The sequence below is a fragment of the Roseibium denhamense genome (assembly GCF_009711415.1).
Lineage (GTDB): Bacteria > Pseudomonadota > Alphaproteobacteria > Rhizobiales > Stappiaceae > Roseibium > Roseibium denhamense.
On the sequence record NZ_SMLZ01000104.1, the window covers coordinates 21007 to 38093 of the forward strand.

The 17087-nt window shown below is 58.1% G+C and carries 12 protein-coding genes; 5 read left to right on the top strand and 7 right to left on the bottom strand.

Features of this window, described 5'->3' with window-relative positions; genetic code table 11:
* Positions 1–45: 45 nt before the first annotated feature.
* A complete protein-coding gene (locus E1180_RS08820; RefSeq protein ID WP_155190818.1) occupies positions 46–1272 on the top strand; it encodes an MFS transporter in 1227 nt (408 codons plus the stop codon).
* A 171-nt stretch (positions 1273–1443) separates the two neighbouring features.
* On the opposite strand, the gene E1180_RS08825 is transcribed toward E1180_RS08820, so the two are convergent.
* The gene (locus E1180_RS08825; RefSeq protein WP_155190819.1) at positions 1444–1764 is read right to left on the bottom strand and encodes a 2Fe-2S iron-sulfur cluster-binding protein; all 321 of its coding nucleotides are present in this window, start codon (positions 1762–1764) and stop codon (positions 1444–1446) included.
* 128 nt (positions 1765–1892) lie between these two features.
* A complete protein-coding gene (locus E1180_RS08830; RefSeq protein WP_208997024.1) occupies positions 1893–2255 on the bottom strand; it encodes an Hpt domain-containing protein in 363 nt (120 codons plus the stop codon).
* Positions 2256–3104: 849 nt separating this feature from the next.
* Here E1180_RS08830 and E1180_RS08835 point away from each other — a divergent pair.
* Positions 3105–8681, top strand: coding sequence for an apolipoprotein A-IV repeat region-like domain-containing protein (locus E1180_RS08835; protein ID WP_155190820.1), 5577 nt, complete (start codon positions 3105–3107; stop codon positions 8679–8681).
* Positions 8682–8766: 85 nt separating this feature from the next.
* Here the strand turns inward: E1180_RS08835 and E1180_RS08840 are convergent, their stop codons facing one another.
* Complete coding sequence (locus E1180_RS08840) at positions 8767–9306, bottom strand: MarR family winged helix-turn-helix transcriptional regulator (RefSeq protein ID WP_155190821.1); 540 nt, start codon at positions 9304–9306, stop codon at positions 8767–8769.
* Positions 9307–9449: 143 nt separating this feature from the next.
* On the opposite strand from E1180_RS08840, the gene E1180_RS08845 reads away from it, so the two are divergent.
* Genes E1180_RS08845 through E1180_RS08855 form a run of 3 tightly spaced genes read left to right on the top strand, consistent with a single transcriptional unit; the run spans position 9450 to position 12300 of the window.
* A complete protein-coding gene (locus E1180_RS08845; protein WP_341873551.1) occupies positions 9450–10478 on the top strand; it encodes a TRAP transporter substrate-binding protein in 1029 nt (342 codons plus the stop codon).
* A gap of 2 nt (positions 10479–10480) precedes the next feature.
* Positions 10481–10990, top strand: coding sequence for a TRAP transporter small permease (locus tag E1180_RS08850; protein WP_155190822.1), 510 nt, complete (start codon positions 10481–10483; stop codon positions 10988–10990).
* Positions 10991–10992: 2 nt separating this feature from the next.
* Positions 10993–12300 (top strand): TRAP transporter large permease, encoded by a 1308-nt coding sequence (locus tag E1180_RS08855; protein WP_283404365.1) that lies wholly within the window; start codon positions 10993–10995, stop codon positions 12298–12300.
* 111 nt (positions 12301–12411) lie between these two features.
* Here the strand turns inward: E1180_RS08855 and E1180_RS08860 are convergent, their stop codons facing one another.
* From E1180_RS08860 to E1180_RS08875, 4 genes are read right to left on the bottom strand one after another with little or no spacing between them, the layout of a single operon-like run.
* The gene (locus tag E1180_RS08860) at positions 12412–13017 is read right to left on the bottom strand and encodes an ABC-type transport auxiliary lipoprotein family protein (protein WP_155190824.1); all 606 of its coding nucleotides are present in this window, start codon (positions 13015–13017) and stop codon (positions 12412–12414) included.
* Between the two features lie 23 nt (positions 13018–13040).
* Positions 13041–15035, bottom strand: coding sequence for an MlaD family protein (locus E1180_RS08865; RefSeq protein ID WP_155190825.1), 1995 nt, complete (start codon positions 15033–15035; stop codon positions 13041–13043).
* 11 nt (positions 15036–15046) lie between these two features.
* Complete coding sequence (locus E1180_RS08870; RefSeq protein ID WP_208997034.1) at positions 15047–15814, bottom strand: ABC transporter ATP-binding protein; 768 nt, start codon at positions 15812–15814, stop codon at positions 15047–15049.
* Positions 15815–15861: 47 nt separating this feature from the next.
* Complete coding sequence (locus E1180_RS08875; RefSeq protein WP_155190826.1) at positions 15862–17010, bottom strand: ABC transporter permease; 1149 nt, start codon at positions 17008–17010, stop codon at positions 15862–15864.
* Positions 17011–17087 lie beyond the last annotated feature (77 nt).

The window sequence follows — 17087 nt, forward strand, 5'->3', positions numbered from 1 at the left end:
CCGGCAGCGCTGTCCGTCTTTGTGATCAAAAAACGGCACATATTCATGACTTACTTCACCCAAAGCGCCCATCCGGCCGAAGCGACCGGCTGGCGTTCACCTGCAGTCCTGTTGATGATCATGGCTGGTGCCATGCAATTGTCTTTTGCTGCGTGGTGGAACCTGATGAACAATTTCGCGGTCCAGGAGCTGGACTTTACCGGGCGCGAGATCGGCATTCAGCAATCCATCCGCGAAATTCCAGGCTTCCTGAGTTTTCTGGCCGTCTACCTGCTGCTCCTCATGCGTGAGCAGACCCTCGCCTATCTGTCCTTGCTGCTATTGGGTGTCGGCGTTGCGATCACCGGCTACTTCCCGACCGCAATCGGGTTTTACATCACGACGCTGATCATGTCGGTCGGGTTTCACTATTACGAAACAATGGCCCAGTCCCTGTCGTTGCAGTGGCTGCCCAAAGCAACAGCGGCCGCAAGCATGGGCAAGATCATCGCTGTTGGCGCTTTTGCCCAGCTGATTGCCTATGGCCTGATATTCATCGGCTGGAAGACGTTCGACTTGTCCTTCACCACGGTGTTCGCAATCGCCGGCGGGCTGACACTTGTCGTTCTCGCCTTTCTCATGATGGCCTATCCGCATTTCCGCGAGGGCGTTCCCCAGCACAAGAAGCTGATCCTGCGCAAACGTTATTGGCTCTACTATGCGCTGACCTTCATGGCAGGTGCCCGCCGCCAGATCTTTACGGTTTTTGCGGGTTTCCTGATGGTGGAGCGGTTCGGCTACGATGTCCACGAAGTGGCGTTCCTGTTCCTGATAAACGGCGCCTTCAACATGCTGATCGCTCCCAAGATCGGCCAGCTGATCGTCCGTTTCGGCGAGCGCAAGGCTTTGATCCTGGAATACATCGGACTGATTGGCGTCTTCTGTACCTACGCATTTGTCACAGACCCGACGCTCGCCGCCGCGCTCTATGTCATTGATCATGCCTTTTTCGCAATTGCGATTGCCATAAAGACGTACTTCCAGAAAATTGCAGATCCGGCCGACATTGCCCCAACCGCTGGCGTTGCTTTCACGATCAACCACATCGCAGCTGTGTTCATTCCGGTGATTTTCGGCATCGTGTGGCTGGTGTCTCCGGCGGCGGTCTTTCTGGCAGGTGCCGGCATGGCAGCGGTCAGCCTCTTCCTATCAACCCTCATCCCGTCAAACCCGGATGAAGGCCGGGAAGTGGACTGGTGGTTCCGTAAACCGGTTGCCGAGCCTGCCGAGTGACCGGCCTTAGAGCGTCTCCCGGTCAGATTGGATCGCCGAGCGATCAATCAGACAGGGAAAAGATGCTCCAACACTTTCAAATCAAGAGCAATCTGCCCCGTTCGACAGGACACAAAAAACCCGCCGGTGATCACCGGCGGGCTTGAGCATTGTCTGTGACAATAGATCAAATCAGGCTTGCCGCTCCGGAACATGGACGACCAGTCCGTCAAGATCGGCGTTCATCTGGATCTGGCATGACAGCCGCGAGGTCGGCTTGACGTCATAGGCAAAGTCCAGCATGTCCTCTTCCATCGGTTCCGGCGTTCCGGTCTTATCCTTCCAGGCCTCATCAACATAGACATGGCATGTCGCGCAGGCGCAGGCACCACCGCACTCGGCTTCAATTCCCTGAACCATGTTCTTGATGGCGTTTTCCATGACTGTGGAGCCGTCGGCAGCATCCACTTCGGTTCGGGATCCATCGGAATTTACATAAATGATTTTCGGCATGTGTCGCGTCCCAGCCAGATAAGTGTCGAACTCAGCTGCCTCGACATAAAGCTTTGGCGCGAAAGGTCAAGAAGCGAGGGGCTGGAGCAGACGGCTAAGCAGCGTGGATGAGGCACATTGAAAGGCACTCACCCTTCGAGAAGATCGCTGATGTAGCTGTTGGTTTCCTTGACGGCGGCAACAAGGCCGTCCGTGGATGCGTGCTCCGGTCCCTTGATGTCGGTTTCCAGCGCTTCGCAGACTTGGGCGACCCGAAGCGCGCCGACGGCGCGGGCGGATCCCTTCAGCGTATGGACAAGATCGAGAACCGCGGCCTGATCCTCTTCACTTTCAAGACGCTCGAGCGTCGCGCAGGACTGCGTCTTGAACAAATGCAGCACCTGGACCTCTAGATCCCGGTTCCCAAGGGTGTTGGTCGCCAGCTGAACAAGATCAATCGGCGCGTTCTGACGGGTTCGGCCAGCCACCAGAGCCATAGATGAGGGGGCCATGAGGGTGCTCCACACTTACTCGACACTCGCCTGTCGGCACCCGGCCGCAAGCTTTACCAGTGGAAGAGTGGGCGAAGACTCCCAAACAGCGGGTTAAATCGATGCTCTAAACCGGACGAATCGCGCTATGTCCCCAAAAATTTGTTTTCTTGGTTAATGCGAATTAACGCTTGCCCCGACAGCTTTAGAAAAAATCCCTTGCTTTTCTGAGGCTTTTTGAAATCGATAAAATTTTAATAAAATGATTCGCTATTAACTGTCTTTGCGATTTTGGCTTGCAGACAACACCTCAAATGCGGCAGGCGTCAGCTTGCAGACCAGCCAATCCGGCTTAATTGGGTTGGAAAACCAAGGCTCTGCCCACCCAGCCTCGACACACGCATGAATTGTGCGTGCTGGAATTTCGCGGCCATTTTCATCAAACAAAGGCAGCTTCCAGCCAGGCTGATCGAGCCCGCGGAGAAGCCATCTTTTCTGGACGGTGGTTAATTTGGACGGCTTCAGACCTGCTGCGCTGTCCGGCTTTTCACTGCCGCCAGGGACCCTCTTGCGCTTCGATTCAGACATCCAAACACCCCCTTAAGTGATTCACGCCATTACTGTTTCTTGTTCGTTAGGAGAGATTGTGCCATTACAGTTACTCATGCGGCAAGGTGGGGAGTGTACCGGTTTTCCCTAGCGGTTTCCGGACGGTCAGCGGCGGCCCTCCTCTCAACGAACGCTTGAACCGTGAACTTGCGTTCATTCACGGTCATCAGGCAGGCGCATACGGCAACGCCCAGACTTGGCACACATGTCAGCCGGGCTGAAGCCGGTATGTAATGAGTACGGACGTGAGGCGACCTAAAAATGGCAAATCCGACTAAGGCAAAAGATCCGGCAGAAGCAGCCCTTTCAGCGGTTGAAGAAGCGCTGAAACTGGACTTCGGCGGGCCTGAATCGAGTGCAGCTGATCCGTTGCAGGACCCAGGGGATGCGGCTGAAGCTCCGGCGGCCGGCGCCAAATCAGATTCCGAAGGATCATCGCCACGAGACGAACAGCGCCAGAACCGGCGCCGTGGGCGTGGTGGCCGTCCTCCTGCCGCAAATGACGATCGCCGCAATATCGGCAACCTCATCTACGCTCTGCAACGCCGCCCGTCTTCCGCCCCGTTCTGGGGTGCCCTGGCACTGAGTGCAATCTGGGCCGCCCTGGGCAGCAGCCTGTTCATGACGTCTTTCGGCGACCGGCTCACCAATCTGAATGACCCGCAAGCTCTGATCAGCTCACCGGAGATGGTCCTCGCGGCTGTCGGCATTGTCGTGCCGATCATCTTCTTCTTCGTCATGGCCATGATGATCTGGCGGGCGCAGGAAATGCGCATCGTTGCCCGCGGGATGACGGAAGTCGCCCTCCGTCTCGCCGAACCGGAAGACATGGCCAAGGAATCCATTCTGAGTGTCGGCCAGGCCATCCGCCGCGAAGTCGCGGCGATGGGCGATGGTATCGAACGGGCCATCGCACGCGCCAGCGAGCTGGAAGTTCTGGTTCATAACGAGGTGTCGTCCCTCGAACGGTCCTATAATGACAACGAACTGAAAATCCGCGCGCTCATTGATGAATTGGTCAGTCAGCGTGAATCGATCGTCATGAATGCAGAGCGGGTCCGCGAGACCATTGCCGGCGCTCATGAAACTTTCTCCTCGCAACTGGCAGGAACATCCGGCGAGCTCGGCTCGACCGTCGATCACGCCACCCAGCGCATGATCGACGCCGTCAATTCGCGTGTCGAAGAACTGACCGCAACGGTCGATTCCCGGATTGAATCTCTCGGAGCGACGCTCAACGCATCCGGCGGCGAGCTGGTCGATAGCCTGACGGTACGCGCCGAAGACTACGTTGCCCGCCTATCCACCACTGGTCAGGATTTGGTCGACAATCTGTCCCAGACAGGCAACACCATGTGGGAGACCCTCTCCTATCGCGGCAACGAGGTAAACGAGCGGTTTGCGGAAACGGCCAACAGCTTCGTCGAAAACCTCACGACCCGCGGTCTGGAAATCAATGAAACGCTGACAAATTCAAGCACAACTGTTGTTGAAACCCTCAACACCAAGGCTGATGAATTCAGAACAGCGCTCGAGACGACAGGAACGCAGGTTGGTGACACCATCACGGCACGTGGTGAAGAGATCAACGCGAACCTCTCCCTCACCTCCGGCCGTTTGATTGACACAATTACGTCCCGTACAGAGGAACTGGTGACAACCGTCGACACCCGCGTCACCACCCTTGATGAATCCCTTGCTGAGACTGGCGCACGTGTGGTCGACAGCATTTCGGAAAAAGGCCAGGCGGTCACTGACACCATCTCGATACGGGGCGCGGAAATCGTCGAGACATTGTCGAGCCGGTCCTCCGAAGTTGCGGAAATCCTGCGCGGCACGGGCGAAAGTATTGTGGTCGACCTGTCACTGCGCGGCGGCGAAATTGCCTCCAAGCTCGACGAGACAGCCGGCTCCCTCACACAGACCATCACGGTTCGCGGCGGGGAACTGGCCGAGAAGTTCGACAACATTTCCGAGCGCATCTACACTGCGATCTCCATCAATGGCAGCGAGCTTGACGAACGTCTGGCCGCGCGCAGCAACGAGATGGCAACGATCCTCGAGCAGCAGACCATTGATTTCCGCGAAACCCTCGAAAGTGTTTCCGGACAGTTTGCCGCAAACCTTAGCGACCAGACCAATATGCTGACGGTCAAGCTGGCAGAGACCGGAACACAGCTTGCCGAGCTCATCGGAACCCGAGGTGACCGGGTTGCCGGAGACATCAATGAAGTCAGCGGCAAAATCGCAGAGACGCTTGATGTCCGCGGTCAGGCACTTCAGGAAGGCCTGTCTACGCGCCTCACGGAACTTGAGACAATCGTCACGGATCGCGGCGGTCAGCTGATCGATGCGTTCGACACGAAAACGCTCCTGCTTTCTGAGGCGCTTGACTCCCGTCTTGGCACCCTGGACAGCACCTTCTCCGCACGCATCGAAGCCATGGATGCTTCGCTCGGCAACCGGATCGAAGCAATGGATGCCTCCCTGGATCAGCGGTACAACGCGATCGATGCCACCCTGACTGATCGCATCAGCACAATGGACACCTCGCTAGAGCAGCGTTTCGGGTCGATGGATGTTACCTTGACCGAGCGCATTTCCTCGCTCGACAGCTCTCTTGAACACCGTATTGGATCGATGGATGCTTCCCTCAGCGAGCGGATCTCAACCATGGACGCATCTCTCGGCAGCCATATCAACACGCTCGATCTAACGCTTGATCAGCGGACGGTCGGCTTTGAGGCAGCGCTGGAAACCCGGACACAGATCCTAGCCGACGCCATCGAACATCGGACCACCTCCATCAGTGACACGCTGGAGGAAAAGACCCGCAACATCACCGATGTTCTGGCAGACCGGTCCGACGCGATCACCTTGCAGCTAGGCCAGCGTGTCGAAGCGGCTGGCAACAGCCTTGCTGAGCGCGCCGAAGAAATCGGCTCCCATTTGTCTGGCCGTGTCGACACGGCGGCAACCGCAATGGCAGAGAAGGCCGAATTGCTGTCGGCGACCATGACAAGCGGCACGGACCGGATCGACGAAACCCTTGATGCCCGGGCCCGCCAGATTTCCGAAACCCTGATTTCCCGTACGAAGGAAATCGCGCAAGCCTTCGTTGAAGGCCAGGATGAAATGACGTCCGCGCTTGATAACCGTCTTGCGGAAGCCGGATCGGTGCTCGGCAAGCAAAGCGAAGAGTTGACAGAGTCCCTGTCCGAGCGCATCGCGGAAATCAACGTGTCACTCGGCGCCAAGGTCTTTGAAGTGGCCGAAACGCTCGACAGCCGGGCCTCTCAGCTCGAGACAGTGCTGAATGAGCGGCTGGAAAGCATTTCCGGTACGTTGACCGGCGAAAGCGAGCGTGCCCGCGATATCCTTACGGCCGTTATCTCCGAGGCAGGGGCAACCCTCTCTACCGAGAGCACCCGCCTGCGCGATATGGTTCAAGAAGCGGTCGCCAGCGCCGTTCAGTCTCTCTCGGATGAGCGCAGCAAGACCGTTGAAATCGTCGACGGAGCGCTGGTTGAAGCAACGGCGAAACTCTCCACCGAGGGCAATCGCATGCGCGAGATCGTTCTCGGATCGGTGGGCGAAGCCCGTGGCGTTCTGGTCGGCGAAAGCCAGAAGGCAGCGGATCAGATCAACCAAACCATGCAGCAGGCCACCTCCGCGATGGCAGGCGAAAGCAGCAAGATCAGCGAACTGGTCCTCGCAGCTGTCGGTGACGCGGCCCGCACAATGGCCGCAGAAAGCGAAAAAGCCCGCACGCTTTACGCTGGAACCCTTGCCGAGTTCTCCGGTTCCCTCACAGGCGAAAGCGACATGGTCCGCAATGAGCTGTCTGGCCTGATTGCTGAAATCTCCGGCAACTTGTCTGCAGAGAGCGAACAGGCCCGGATGACGCTGGCCAAGACGCTGGAAGAAATCCGCGGACAGATGTCCTCCGAAGCTGGGATAGTTCGTGCAAGGGTCAACAGCGCGGTCTCTGAAGCGGCTGATCTTTTGGTCAACCGCGGCAACGAAGTGGCCAACGAGATGCTTTCCAGGGCGACAACGTTGAACGAGGCGTTTGGCGCGCGGTCCGGTGAGTTGGCGAAGATTGTCGGAACCGATGGCAACGAACTGATCAGCGCGATTGAGCTGCGGGCGAACGACCTGACGGGCCGTCTGTCCGAGGTACATTCCGCCATTCTCGAAGCCATTACGGTCAAGGGCAAGGACGTCACCGACACCTTCGCCCATACAGGCCTCGATGCGACCCGGTCCCTCGTGGAAGCCGGCGACCGGATTGTTGCCAGCATCAACGACCGCAGTGAACAGGCAACGGTACTGCTTGGAGATACCAAGCGCCGCCTCGAAGCAGATGTCACCGAGATCCTCAACAAGATCGAGACATCGAATGCGAACCTGCAATCCATCGTTGCGAATGCCGGGGAGAACCTCAACGAGGTCGAGGGCAATCTCGCCCGCCGTGCCGGGGAATTCCGCTCCGCAGTCGACCGGGCTGTGTCCGAGACCAACAGCACAACATCGCTCATCACGGAACAGGTCAACAACCTGCGCGATGTCACGACAACGACCCTTGCCGATATCCAGAACCTTACCGGCCGATTCGGCGACCAGTCCGAGGAACTGACAAAGGCAGCGCGTCATCTGGAAGACACCAACCGGTCTGTCGAAAGCCGCGTATCCGAGCGCAAATCCGCTATCGAGGACGTGGCCGACACGCTGCTAGCCAAAACAGAAGCTGTCGACACGCTCATGCGGACCTTCACCCAGACCTTGTCCGTGACGCTGGAAACGGCGGATGACAAGGCCCGTGAAGCAGCTGGCATGCTGAGTGCCGCGGCTGAAGCTGCCTCCAAGCAGGTTGCTGAGCAGTTCGAATCCATGCGTCTGACCGCCGGAATGGAAGGCCAGAAGGCACGCGATGCGATCCGCTCGGCTCAGGACGACATCATTTCGGAAATGACCCGCACGGTCAGCGACGCCTCGGAGCGCTTTAACGATGCGGCGGCCCGCATGCGTGACGTGGCCCGCGATGTTCACCGCGAGCTGGAAGCAACCCGCAATGAACTGAAGCAAGGTGTATTGAACCTGCCGGATGAGGCCGAAGAATCTTCCGCGGCCCTCCGCAAGGTCGTGAACGAGCAGGTCCGCGCCCTCACCGAACTGTCTGAGATTGTCGCCAAGCAGTCCAATGCGCTCGACATCTCGCGCCCACAGGCTGCCGCAGCCACAGCAAGCGCAGCTCCGGTTCAGCAAGCCCCGGCCGCGCAGCCAGCGCCAAGCACCTACAGCCAGGCTCCGGCACAACCGCGTCCTGCTGCGCCGCAGCCAAGTGTCTCAGCACAGCGCCCCCCGCAGGCCCAACCGGCCCCGGCAGACAGGGGTGCGTCCGGCGGCAAGGGCTGGGTTGCGGATCTTCTGCGCCGCGCCTCACGCGACGATGATGCCAATTCGGACACGCAGGAGGCACGCCCTGCCTTGCACACGGTGGAGAGCCTGAACTCCCTGTCCGTTGATATCGCACGCGCGATCGACCACGAGACCTTCGTGGATCTTTGGGCACGCTACCGCAACGGTGAGCGTCATGTGTTCACCCGCCGGCTCTATACCTTGCAGGGACAGCAGACCTTTGACGAAATCCGTCAGAAATACGCGCGCGACCCTGAATTCCGGACCGCCGTTGAACGCTATGTCGCGGACTTCGAGCAATTGCTGTCACAAGTTGCCCGCAACGACCGGGACAATATGCTGGGTCAAACCTACCTCACCTCGGATACCGGCAAGGTGTACACCATGCTGGCCCATGCGAGCGGGCGCCTGGACTAAGGCGTACTTCATAAAAATCAAAAAGGCGGCCGGTTGGCCGCCTTTTTTGATTCAAATCCCATGAACAAACATATCCGGTAGACGGTCAGGCTTCCCCTGTGCCAGCATCCACGTGCCTGGCCAAATTGCCCCGGATCCGTTGCATGATGCTCAAGATCGTGTCGACATCCGCAGCCGATAAGCCTTCCAGCATTTCCCGCTCAACCTTGAGCAACTTCGGCGCAAGATCCTCAAAAGCCGCCCGTCCGCTGTCAGACAGCTTCAACAGGAAGCTCCGCCCATCGGCTGCATTGCTCTCCCGCAGCAGAAATCCGCGCTCCTCCATGCGTTTGACGGCACGGCTGACAACAACCTTGTCCATGCTGGAACGGGTGACGATTTCGCTTGCCTGAAGACCTGCTGGCGCGGACCCCAAAATGGCCATCGTGCGCCACTCCGCCGGCATCATTCCATAGTCGCGCTGATAGACCGAGGACAGAGCCTGTGTCACGTCGGAATAAAACACGCGCACAAGGTAAGGAAAGAACGTTTCAAGATTAAAGTCTTGCGGCCTGAAATCCGTTTCCTCCGGCGGTATAGGCGTTTTATCGCAGAGACTGGTGTCTGGCGAAGACGGCTTTGGCATCAGTATGCGCCCTGCTTTTGTTTTCAGGCTTTCCGTCATACTTTACGATTGACTTGGTTTCATATGCAACTATTTTGAAGAGCCGCGGGTGACGCTCTTCCACGATAGACAAGAGACCAGCCGCTTAACGGGAGGAGGAAACCGTGAACACATTCAAATCATTCGCCCTGATGGCAGGGGTTGCGACCGCCGCGCTGACAGGTTTCACCGCAGCTTCATATGCCGACGAACTTGTTTTGTCGTCCTGGCTTCCGCCGAAACACCCGATTGTGGTTGGTGTTATGGAGCCTTGGGCTGAACAGGTGTCCGAGGCGACAGATGGCCGTGTCACCGTCCGGATCCTGCCGAAGCCGCTTGGCGCGCCCCCGGCCCACTATGATCTTGCAGCGGACGGCGTTGCCGATATCACGTACGGCCTGCATTCCTTCACCAAGGACGACCGCTTCCTGAGATCCCGCATTGGGCAGTTCTCCTTCCTCGGGGATACGGCAACAGACGGCTCTAAGGCCTACTGGTCCGTTTATGGCGGCACGCTAGACGCGCAGGCGGAACACCAAGGCACCAAGCTGCTCGGGCTATGGGTGCACGGACCGGGAATGTTCCACAACAATCAGCGCAAGATTGAAGCGCTTGAAGACTTTGGCGGCCTCAAGATCCGCACACCTGGCGGGTACATCGCCGACCTTTCCCAGGACGTGGGCATCACGACCCAATTCATGGGCCCGGGCGAAGTGTTTGAAAAACTCTCGCGCGGCGTGATCGACGGCGTTACCTTCCCAGTGGAAGCGCTTCAGGCCTTCAATCTGACCGACCACATCAAATACTCCATGAAGGTGCCGGGCGGGATCTACAACACGTCCTGGTTCCTCGTCATGAACGAGGACATCTGGGACGGCATTTCCGAGGAAGACCAGGCCGCAATCGAGGCCGTCTCCGGCGAAGCACTCGCGGAACTTGCCGGGGGCGTATGGGACGCCGCTGACGCACGGGGCGCGGACTATATCGCCGACAAGGATATCGAGGTCTATGACGCGCCGACGCCTGTCCTTGACGCCATCCGCGAACTTGCGGCCAAACACGAGGCCGCCTGGGCTGATGCGGTCCAGGAGACCGGGTTTGACGGTGCCGGAGCCCTTGCCGAGTTCCGGGCTCAAACAGGCGTTAGCAACTAACCATGGAAGAGAGACCCGAGGCGAAGGCGCCGGACTGGCGCCACACCATCCAGCGTTGGGTCTCTCGCCTTCTCGGAGGGGCCTGTCTTCTTATCCTGGCCGCCTTGATCGGGCTGACGACCGTCGATGTCATCGCCCGCTACTTTTTCAACAGTCCCGTGTCCGGGGCTTATGAACTGACGCAGCTTTTGCTGGCCGCCCTGATTTTCTGTGCGCTCCCCCTGACAACGGGTGCGGGTGAGCATATCGAAGTTGAGCTTCTCGACGGGGTCAAAAGCAAATCATTGAAGCTGTTTGGCGCGGCCCTTGCGGGAATTGCAACCGCTGGCACCTTTCTCATGATCGCACTCGAACTTGTTGATCATGCCGAAAAACTTCAGAGGCGCGGTACCGTGACCGATTCCCTGGAGATCCCTTTAGCGCTTGCCGGCTGGCTTGGAGCGGCGTCCTTCGCGCTCTCAGCCTTTGCGGCTGTTACCTGGTCCATTTCCCGTATTCGCAAAGAGGCCTGATCGTGCTGGAAGCCCTGATCGGATTTGGCGCATTGTTCGCGCTTGTGCTGGTGCGTGTCCCAATCGCAATCGCGATGATCATCGTCGGCACGGCCGGATTTGCCGTTCTGCGAAACTGGAACGCGGCCTTCAATCTGCTGGGAAATGCCGCATTCGAGACCGGCCTCTCCTACACACTTTCCGTCATCCCCCTGTTCATTTTGATGGGCAATCTGCTGACTATTTCCGGTGTGAGCCAATCGCTGTTTACGACCGCACATGCTTTGTTGCACCGGATGCGAGGCGGGCTTGCCATGGCATCCATCGTCGCCTGTGGCGGATTTTCGGCCGTTTGCGGCTCATCGCTTGCAACGGCTGCGACCATGTCGAAAGTGGCCATGCCATCCATGCGCAAGGCGGGCTACGCCGACAGTCTTGCCACCGGATCGATTGCCGCCGGAGGTACGCTCGGGATCTTGATCCCGCCGAGCGTCATCCTGATCATCTACGGCTTGTTGACCGAAGCGGATATCGGGAAACTGTTCGTCGCTGGCATTTTGCCTGGCCTGATCGGAGTCGTGTTTTACCTGATTGCTGTTTATCTGACCGTTCTTGTGAAGCCAGAGCTTGCGCCGTCAACCGCGGATGGCGTTCAGGTCAAGAAACAGGACCTTTATGGGGTTCTGGCGGTCCTCGGCCTCTTCGCCATCATCATGGTTGGCATTTACGGCAGCTTCTTCACACCGACGGAAGCTGCCGCAATCGGCGCTGCGGTCGCTCTGTTGATTGCGTTCTTCTCCGGCGGGCTGACCTTCTCTAAGCTTTACAGCGCCTGCCTGAGCTGCGCGCGGACCACCGCCATGATCTTTGCGATCATCATCGGTGCTGAGGTCTTTTCCAATTTCATCAGCTATGCCGGGGTTCCGGATGCACTTCTCGCCTTCGTTGAGACGCTGGATGTTAACGCCTACGTGGTGATGCTGGTGCTGGTGTTGATCTATGTGATCCTGGGAGCCGTGCTTGAAAGCCTGTCCATGATCCTTCTGACAGTCCCGGTCTTCTTTCCGCTGGTAGCGTCCCTCGACTTCGGCACGGGGATCTTGAGTGATCCGGAAATGGTCGTGATCTGGTTCGGGATTGTTGTGGTCGTTGTGACCGAGATCAGCCTGATCTCACCGCCGATTGGTTTGAACGTCTTTGTCCTGCGTTCGGTGCTGACGGACGTCCCCCTGCGGACCATGTTCGCCGGCATCTTGCCTTTTTGGGCAGCCGACATTGCGCGGCTGGCGCTTTTGATCGCCGTCCCGTCCCTGTCGTTGATGCTGCTTTAGATCCTCGGGCGTTATGCGGCAAACACGCAGGGACCCGCGACCATCGCGGGATCAATCTGCCTTTGACGGTAAATCGGGTCCGATTCACCGTCCGCTGATCTAACTTCAGGATTACACGTTTTGCAGGGTCCAGGCGGCCATTTCGGCAAACACCTTGTCCGCTGACGTGTTCATCGCCTCAACGGCCTTTGACACGTCCGTGCTCCCGGATGGGGTATCTGCCCGGAACACCCGGGTTGCAACAGTCCGTCCATTGCGATCATTAACGACACGGGCCGCGATTTCGACCACGGCCCTATTGGCGCCACCGACCCGGAGCTCAAACTTACGGATGTCGGTCTGCAATTGATAGTCAATCAGCAGACCGTCACCTGGAAGGCCAACGCCACGCAAACGCCCGGTGTTCTGAAGCGTTTCCACCAGCTTCAACTGCACCACATTGGGAAGGGTGTCAGCCCAGGCAACCGCAGGAAAATAGCTGTAGACAGGCCCGTCGTCGACAACAGCAATATAACTGGTATCCAGGGCCTTGAGGGCACGGGGTGCCGCCACGAGAACCTGTACCCGGCTTGACCGTCCTGTCAGTCCACCAACATTGCCGGCTTCTAGACTATAAAACGCGGAAGGACCGGAGCTTGCGCAGCCCGACACGAGCACCCCAAGGCCAAGGGCGCCCAGCACCCCGCGGCGGGTCATGTCTGTGCTTGCTTTCGTCATTCCCAGCCCTTCACTTCACACTCTTAACGCCGGCGCGCGCCGTTATAGGTCGGCACGTCTTCCCCGCCGAATATCACCCGGTTGGGGCTGCGCTCGAAACTTTCCGCCGCCCGCTGGATGGAAACCAGTGTCCGGTTGACCTGGGCAAGCGCGGACGCAAAATCGGCAGACCCCTGTGTCGCGAACTTGGACAATCCGCCAGCAATAGAATCCGCCCGGCTTTCAAACGCAACAGCGACTTTCCGGATCGCTTGCGCGGCAAGCGTTGCCTCCTTGATCAGGCCTTCACCGTCTCCGTCAACCATCTCCGAGACTTTCTCGATCAGACTTTCAACCCGCACCGATGTTGAATTCAGCGTTGCCGTCATTTGCTTGGCATCTGTGATGATTTGGTCAACATCCGGCGTCCGCTTGCTCAGGTCTTCCGTCATCTGCTGAACATTGTCGGCAGCGGTGCGCGCGCTCTGCAGGATCGCCGGAATCCCATCCTCTGGATTGGAAAGCCCGGCAGCAGCCGTTTCGACAGACCCAACAATATTGGCAACCCTTGCAGGATCAATCGCCTGCAACAGGTCGTCCGCCGTTCCAAGGGTTGCGGCAAACCGTTCGGCGGCGGCCTGAACGTCGGTAATCAAAGCAGCAATCCGGTCGTCCTGCCCCCGCACCGTTGCAGAAACGGCCTCAAAATTCTGCACTGTGGACTTGGTCGAGGCGATGATCTCGTTGATCTGGCTCTGCTGATTATTGATGTTGTCGATAACCGCCGTCACCCCATCCACAGCCTGCCCGACCTTGTCCGGGTCCACGCTGTCGACGATTGCATCCACGCGTTCCAGGGACAGGTTCAGCCCTTCCGCAAAAGCGCTAACGGAGTTGACCACACCCTCGATCTGCAAAGGATCGATGGCAGCTGCGATCTCGACCCCGCGCGTTACAATTCCATCGACCTTGAGAACAACATCCCGGCTGCCCTCCAGAATGTCCGTGATGGCCCCTTCGCGCTCCTGCACGATTGACACGATCTCGTTGACATTCTGCATGGTTTCGCTGGTGGACACGATCAACCGGTCGATATCGTCCGTGCGCTCCTCCAGCAATGCGCCAAGCGACGCTGCGCCCGCCATAACTTTCTCGATGTCTTCAGGCTTGACCGCTTGAACAATGCCTTGAACATGCCCGAAGCCTTCATTCAAGCGCTTTGTAAAGTCTTCCAGCTCCTGAGCCGCGCTTTGGGCATCAGACATCAGTAGGTCAATATCATCACCCGCTTTGCCGAGGCTCTCAGAAAATTTGCTCAGGTCATCGACAATCAAGGTCACCTTGTCGGAAGGCACAGCCGCCAGCAGCCGCTCGCCTTCCTCAACCAGGCCTTCCATGCGGCCCGACAGGCTGCTGAAGGCGTCGGATGCCCGCCCGATGCTTGCCATGAAGTCTTCAACGCCATCGGAGTTGGAAGCGAGCGCGCCGGAGAAGGTCTCGACATTCTGGATCGTCTGGGCGATTGCCGGGCTGTTTTCCTTCAGCAGGTCATCAACCGTTTTCATGGTTGAATCCGCCCGCTTAAGGACGTCGCGCGCCCCATCAACAATATCGTCAAAGAACGACCGGTCCGCTTCGATGACCGGAATTTTCCCGTTGTTCTGGCCAAGGAGCAAAGGGGAATCGGACGTACCGCCGCTCAGATCGACATAGGCGACCCCCGTCAAACCCGTAAAATTCAATGTCGCTTTGGTGTCTTCGCGCAGCGGCGTGCTCGGCCTGATGCCGACAGTTGCAACAACTTTGGTAGGATCGCCGGGCGCAAAGTCGAGCGATTTTACGTCTCCGACCCGGATCCCGTTGAAGAGCACCTGACCGCCAACCGGCAAGCCGGTCACCGGCCCCGGATAGAGGATCTTCACCTCAACATTCTGGCGCGACTCAGCGGTGACTGCGAGCCAGTAAACAAACCCGAACGCACCGATCAGAGTCGCTACCATAAAGGCACCGATCAGTATGTAATTTGCGCGGGTTTCCATTCAGTCCAACCTCAAGTCCGCCGTAAGGCCCGTTCACCCCGGAAATAAGACGTAATCCATGGGTCATCATTTTTCATCATATCGTCCAGCGTTCCGATCGCCAGGACGCGTTTATTCCCAAGAACAGCAATCCGGTCGCAAATGGAATGCAGACTGTCGAGGTCGTGGGTCACCATGTAAACAGTCAATCCCAGCGTAGAGCTGAGATTATCAATCAAAGAATCAAACGCTGCCGCCCCAATGGGATCAAGCCCAGAGGTTGGCTCATCCAGAAACACCAAATCCGGATCAAGCGCAAGGGCGCGGGCCAAACTGGCGCGTTTCACCATGCCGCCCGACAACTCAGACGGAAATTTATCGGCCGCATCCTGTGGCAGGCCGACCAGTTCAAGCTTCAGGCTTGCCAGCTCATCCATTAGCCGCGGTGACAGCTTCAGGTGTTCGCGCATCGGGACTTGAATGTTCTGCTTGACCGTCAGGGAGGAAAAGAGTGCGCCCTGCTGAAACAGAACGCCCCAGCGGCGCTCGATCATGAGCCGCTCGCGCCGGTTCGCCTTGGACAGATCGTGCCCGAAAACCGAAATCCGTCCGGCTCTCTTCGGCGTCAGGCCCAAAATGGTCCGCATCAGCACCGATTTGCCTGTTCCCGAGCCCCCGACAAACCCGAGAACCTCGCCGCTGTTCACGTCAAGATCGAGGTCCTTAAGAATGATCTTGGAGCCAAAGCCAACCGTCACACCCCGGACAGACAAAAGAACACCCCGCTCCGGGTCTGTCATGCTTTCCGGCGCCTTGGTGGCAACGTCCGTGGATTGCATCGGCGTCATCAAACTCCAATGGCCGCGAAGAAGACGGCGAAGAAACCGTCTACGACGATTACAAGGAAAATGGCTTTCACAACGGACATGGTCGTGTGACGGCCGAGTGATTCAGACGATCCCTCAACCTTGAGACCTTCGACGCACGCAATGAGGCCGATAATCAGCGCCATAAATGGGGCTTTGACCAGCCCGGCGACCAGCGTATCCACCGTAATGGCGGCTTGCAACTGAGCCAGAAACGCTGCTGGCGGAATGTCAAGATAAGCCCAGGTCACAAGGCCCGACCCGAAAAGGGCGGACATATTGGCAATGAAGGTCAGGATCGGAAGGGCAATCATCAACGCCAGGATGCGCGGCAAGACCAGAACTTCGGTCACACTCAGGCCAATCACATGCAAAGCATCGACCTCTTCCTGCATCCGCATGGCGCCAAGTTCGGCCGTAAACGCCGAACCCGACCGGCCCGCGACCATGATCGCCGTCAGGATGACCCCGATTTCCCGCAAGACCAGAATACCGGCCAGATCCACCACAAAAATATCCGCACCGAACTGCTTGAGATAAAAACCGCCCTGCTGGGAAATAATGGCACCGATCAGAAAGCTCATCAGAGCAACGATTGGCACCGCCCCGATGCAGCTGCGGTCGAACTGGACAGCAATAGAGATGCTGCGCAGCCGCTTCGGTTGTAGGAGCACCGTCGAAATGACCAGACCCAGCGACCCCAGGATGTGGAGCATGGCCATGCCATCTTTGGCGGCCTCCACCATCTGCCGGCCGGTTGCTTCCAGAAAGCCGACAATGCTCAGACTGGATCGTTCGGGTTTGTAATTGGGCGGATGATAGTGCTCGATCTTGTGGAACAGATCCTTGCGTTCCGGGGTCAGTCCTGTCAGCTCCACCTTCCGGCCGGCAAACTCCAGCCGTCCACGCGTCCGGTGGATCAGCCAGGCTCCGCTTGTGTCCAGATTCACGATCTTGGATACGTCAATGCAGGTCAGCCGGTCCTTGGCAACGGCCAGCTCCTTGATCCCGGCCTCCGCCTCGGCAAGAGTGCTCACCGTCCAGTCGCCGCAGAGCGACAGATACTGGTGATCCGGCCCATCCGGCTCCAGATTCAATTCCGGCGCGACGTTTTTTTCCAAGAATGCCATTCTGGCGGACTGCCCTCTTGCCGCTTGTTCCCTTCCCCTCCTATACCTGATGGAGAAGTTTTACGTCCAGCAGCCAC

What these genes read in the sequence shown, in the direction of transcription:
- E1180_RS08820 (WP_155190818.1), top strand. Translation starts at nt 46, where the DNA reads ATGACTTACTTCACCCAAAGCGCCCATCCGGCCGAAGCGACCGGCTGG.
- E1180_RS08825 (WP_155190819.1), bottom strand. Translation starts at nt 1,764, where the DNA reads ATGCCGAAAATCATTTATGTAAATTCCGATGGATCCCGAACCGAAGTG.
- E1180_RS08830 (WP_208997024.1), bottom strand. Translation starts at nt 2,255, where the DNA reads ATGGCCCCCTCATCTATGGCTCTGGTGGCTGGCCGAACCCGTCAGAAC.
- E1180_RS08835 (WP_155190820.1), top strand. Translation starts at nt 3,105, where the DNA reads ATGGCAAATCCGACTAAGGCAAAAGATCCGGCAGAAGCAGCCCTTTCA.
- E1180_RS08840 (WP_155190821.1), bottom strand. Translation starts at nt 9,306, where the DNA reads ATGCCAAAGCCGTCTTCGCCAGACACCAGTCTCTGCGATAAAACGCCT.
- E1180_RS08850 (WP_155190822.1), top strand. Translation starts at nt 10,481, where the DNA reads ATGGAAGAGAGACCCGAGGCGAAGGCGCCGGACTGGCGCCACACCATC.
- E1180_RS08860 (WP_155190824.1), bottom strand. Translation starts at nt 13,017, where the DNA reads ATGACGAAAGCAAGCACAGACATGACCCGCCGCGGGGTGCTGGGCGCC.
- E1180_RS08865 (WP_155190825.1), bottom strand. Translation starts at nt 15,035, where the DNA reads ATGGAAACCCGCGCAAATTACATACTGATCGGTGCCTTTATGGTAGCG.
- E1180_RS08870 (WP_208997034.1), bottom strand. Translation starts at nt 15,814, where the DNA reads ATGACAGACCCGGAGCGGGGTGTTCTTTTGTCTGTCCGGGGTGTGACG.
- E1180_RS08875 (WP_155190826.1), bottom strand. Translation starts at nt 17,010, where the DNA reads ATGGCATTCTTGGAAAAAAACGTCGCGCCGGAATTGAATCTGGAGCCG.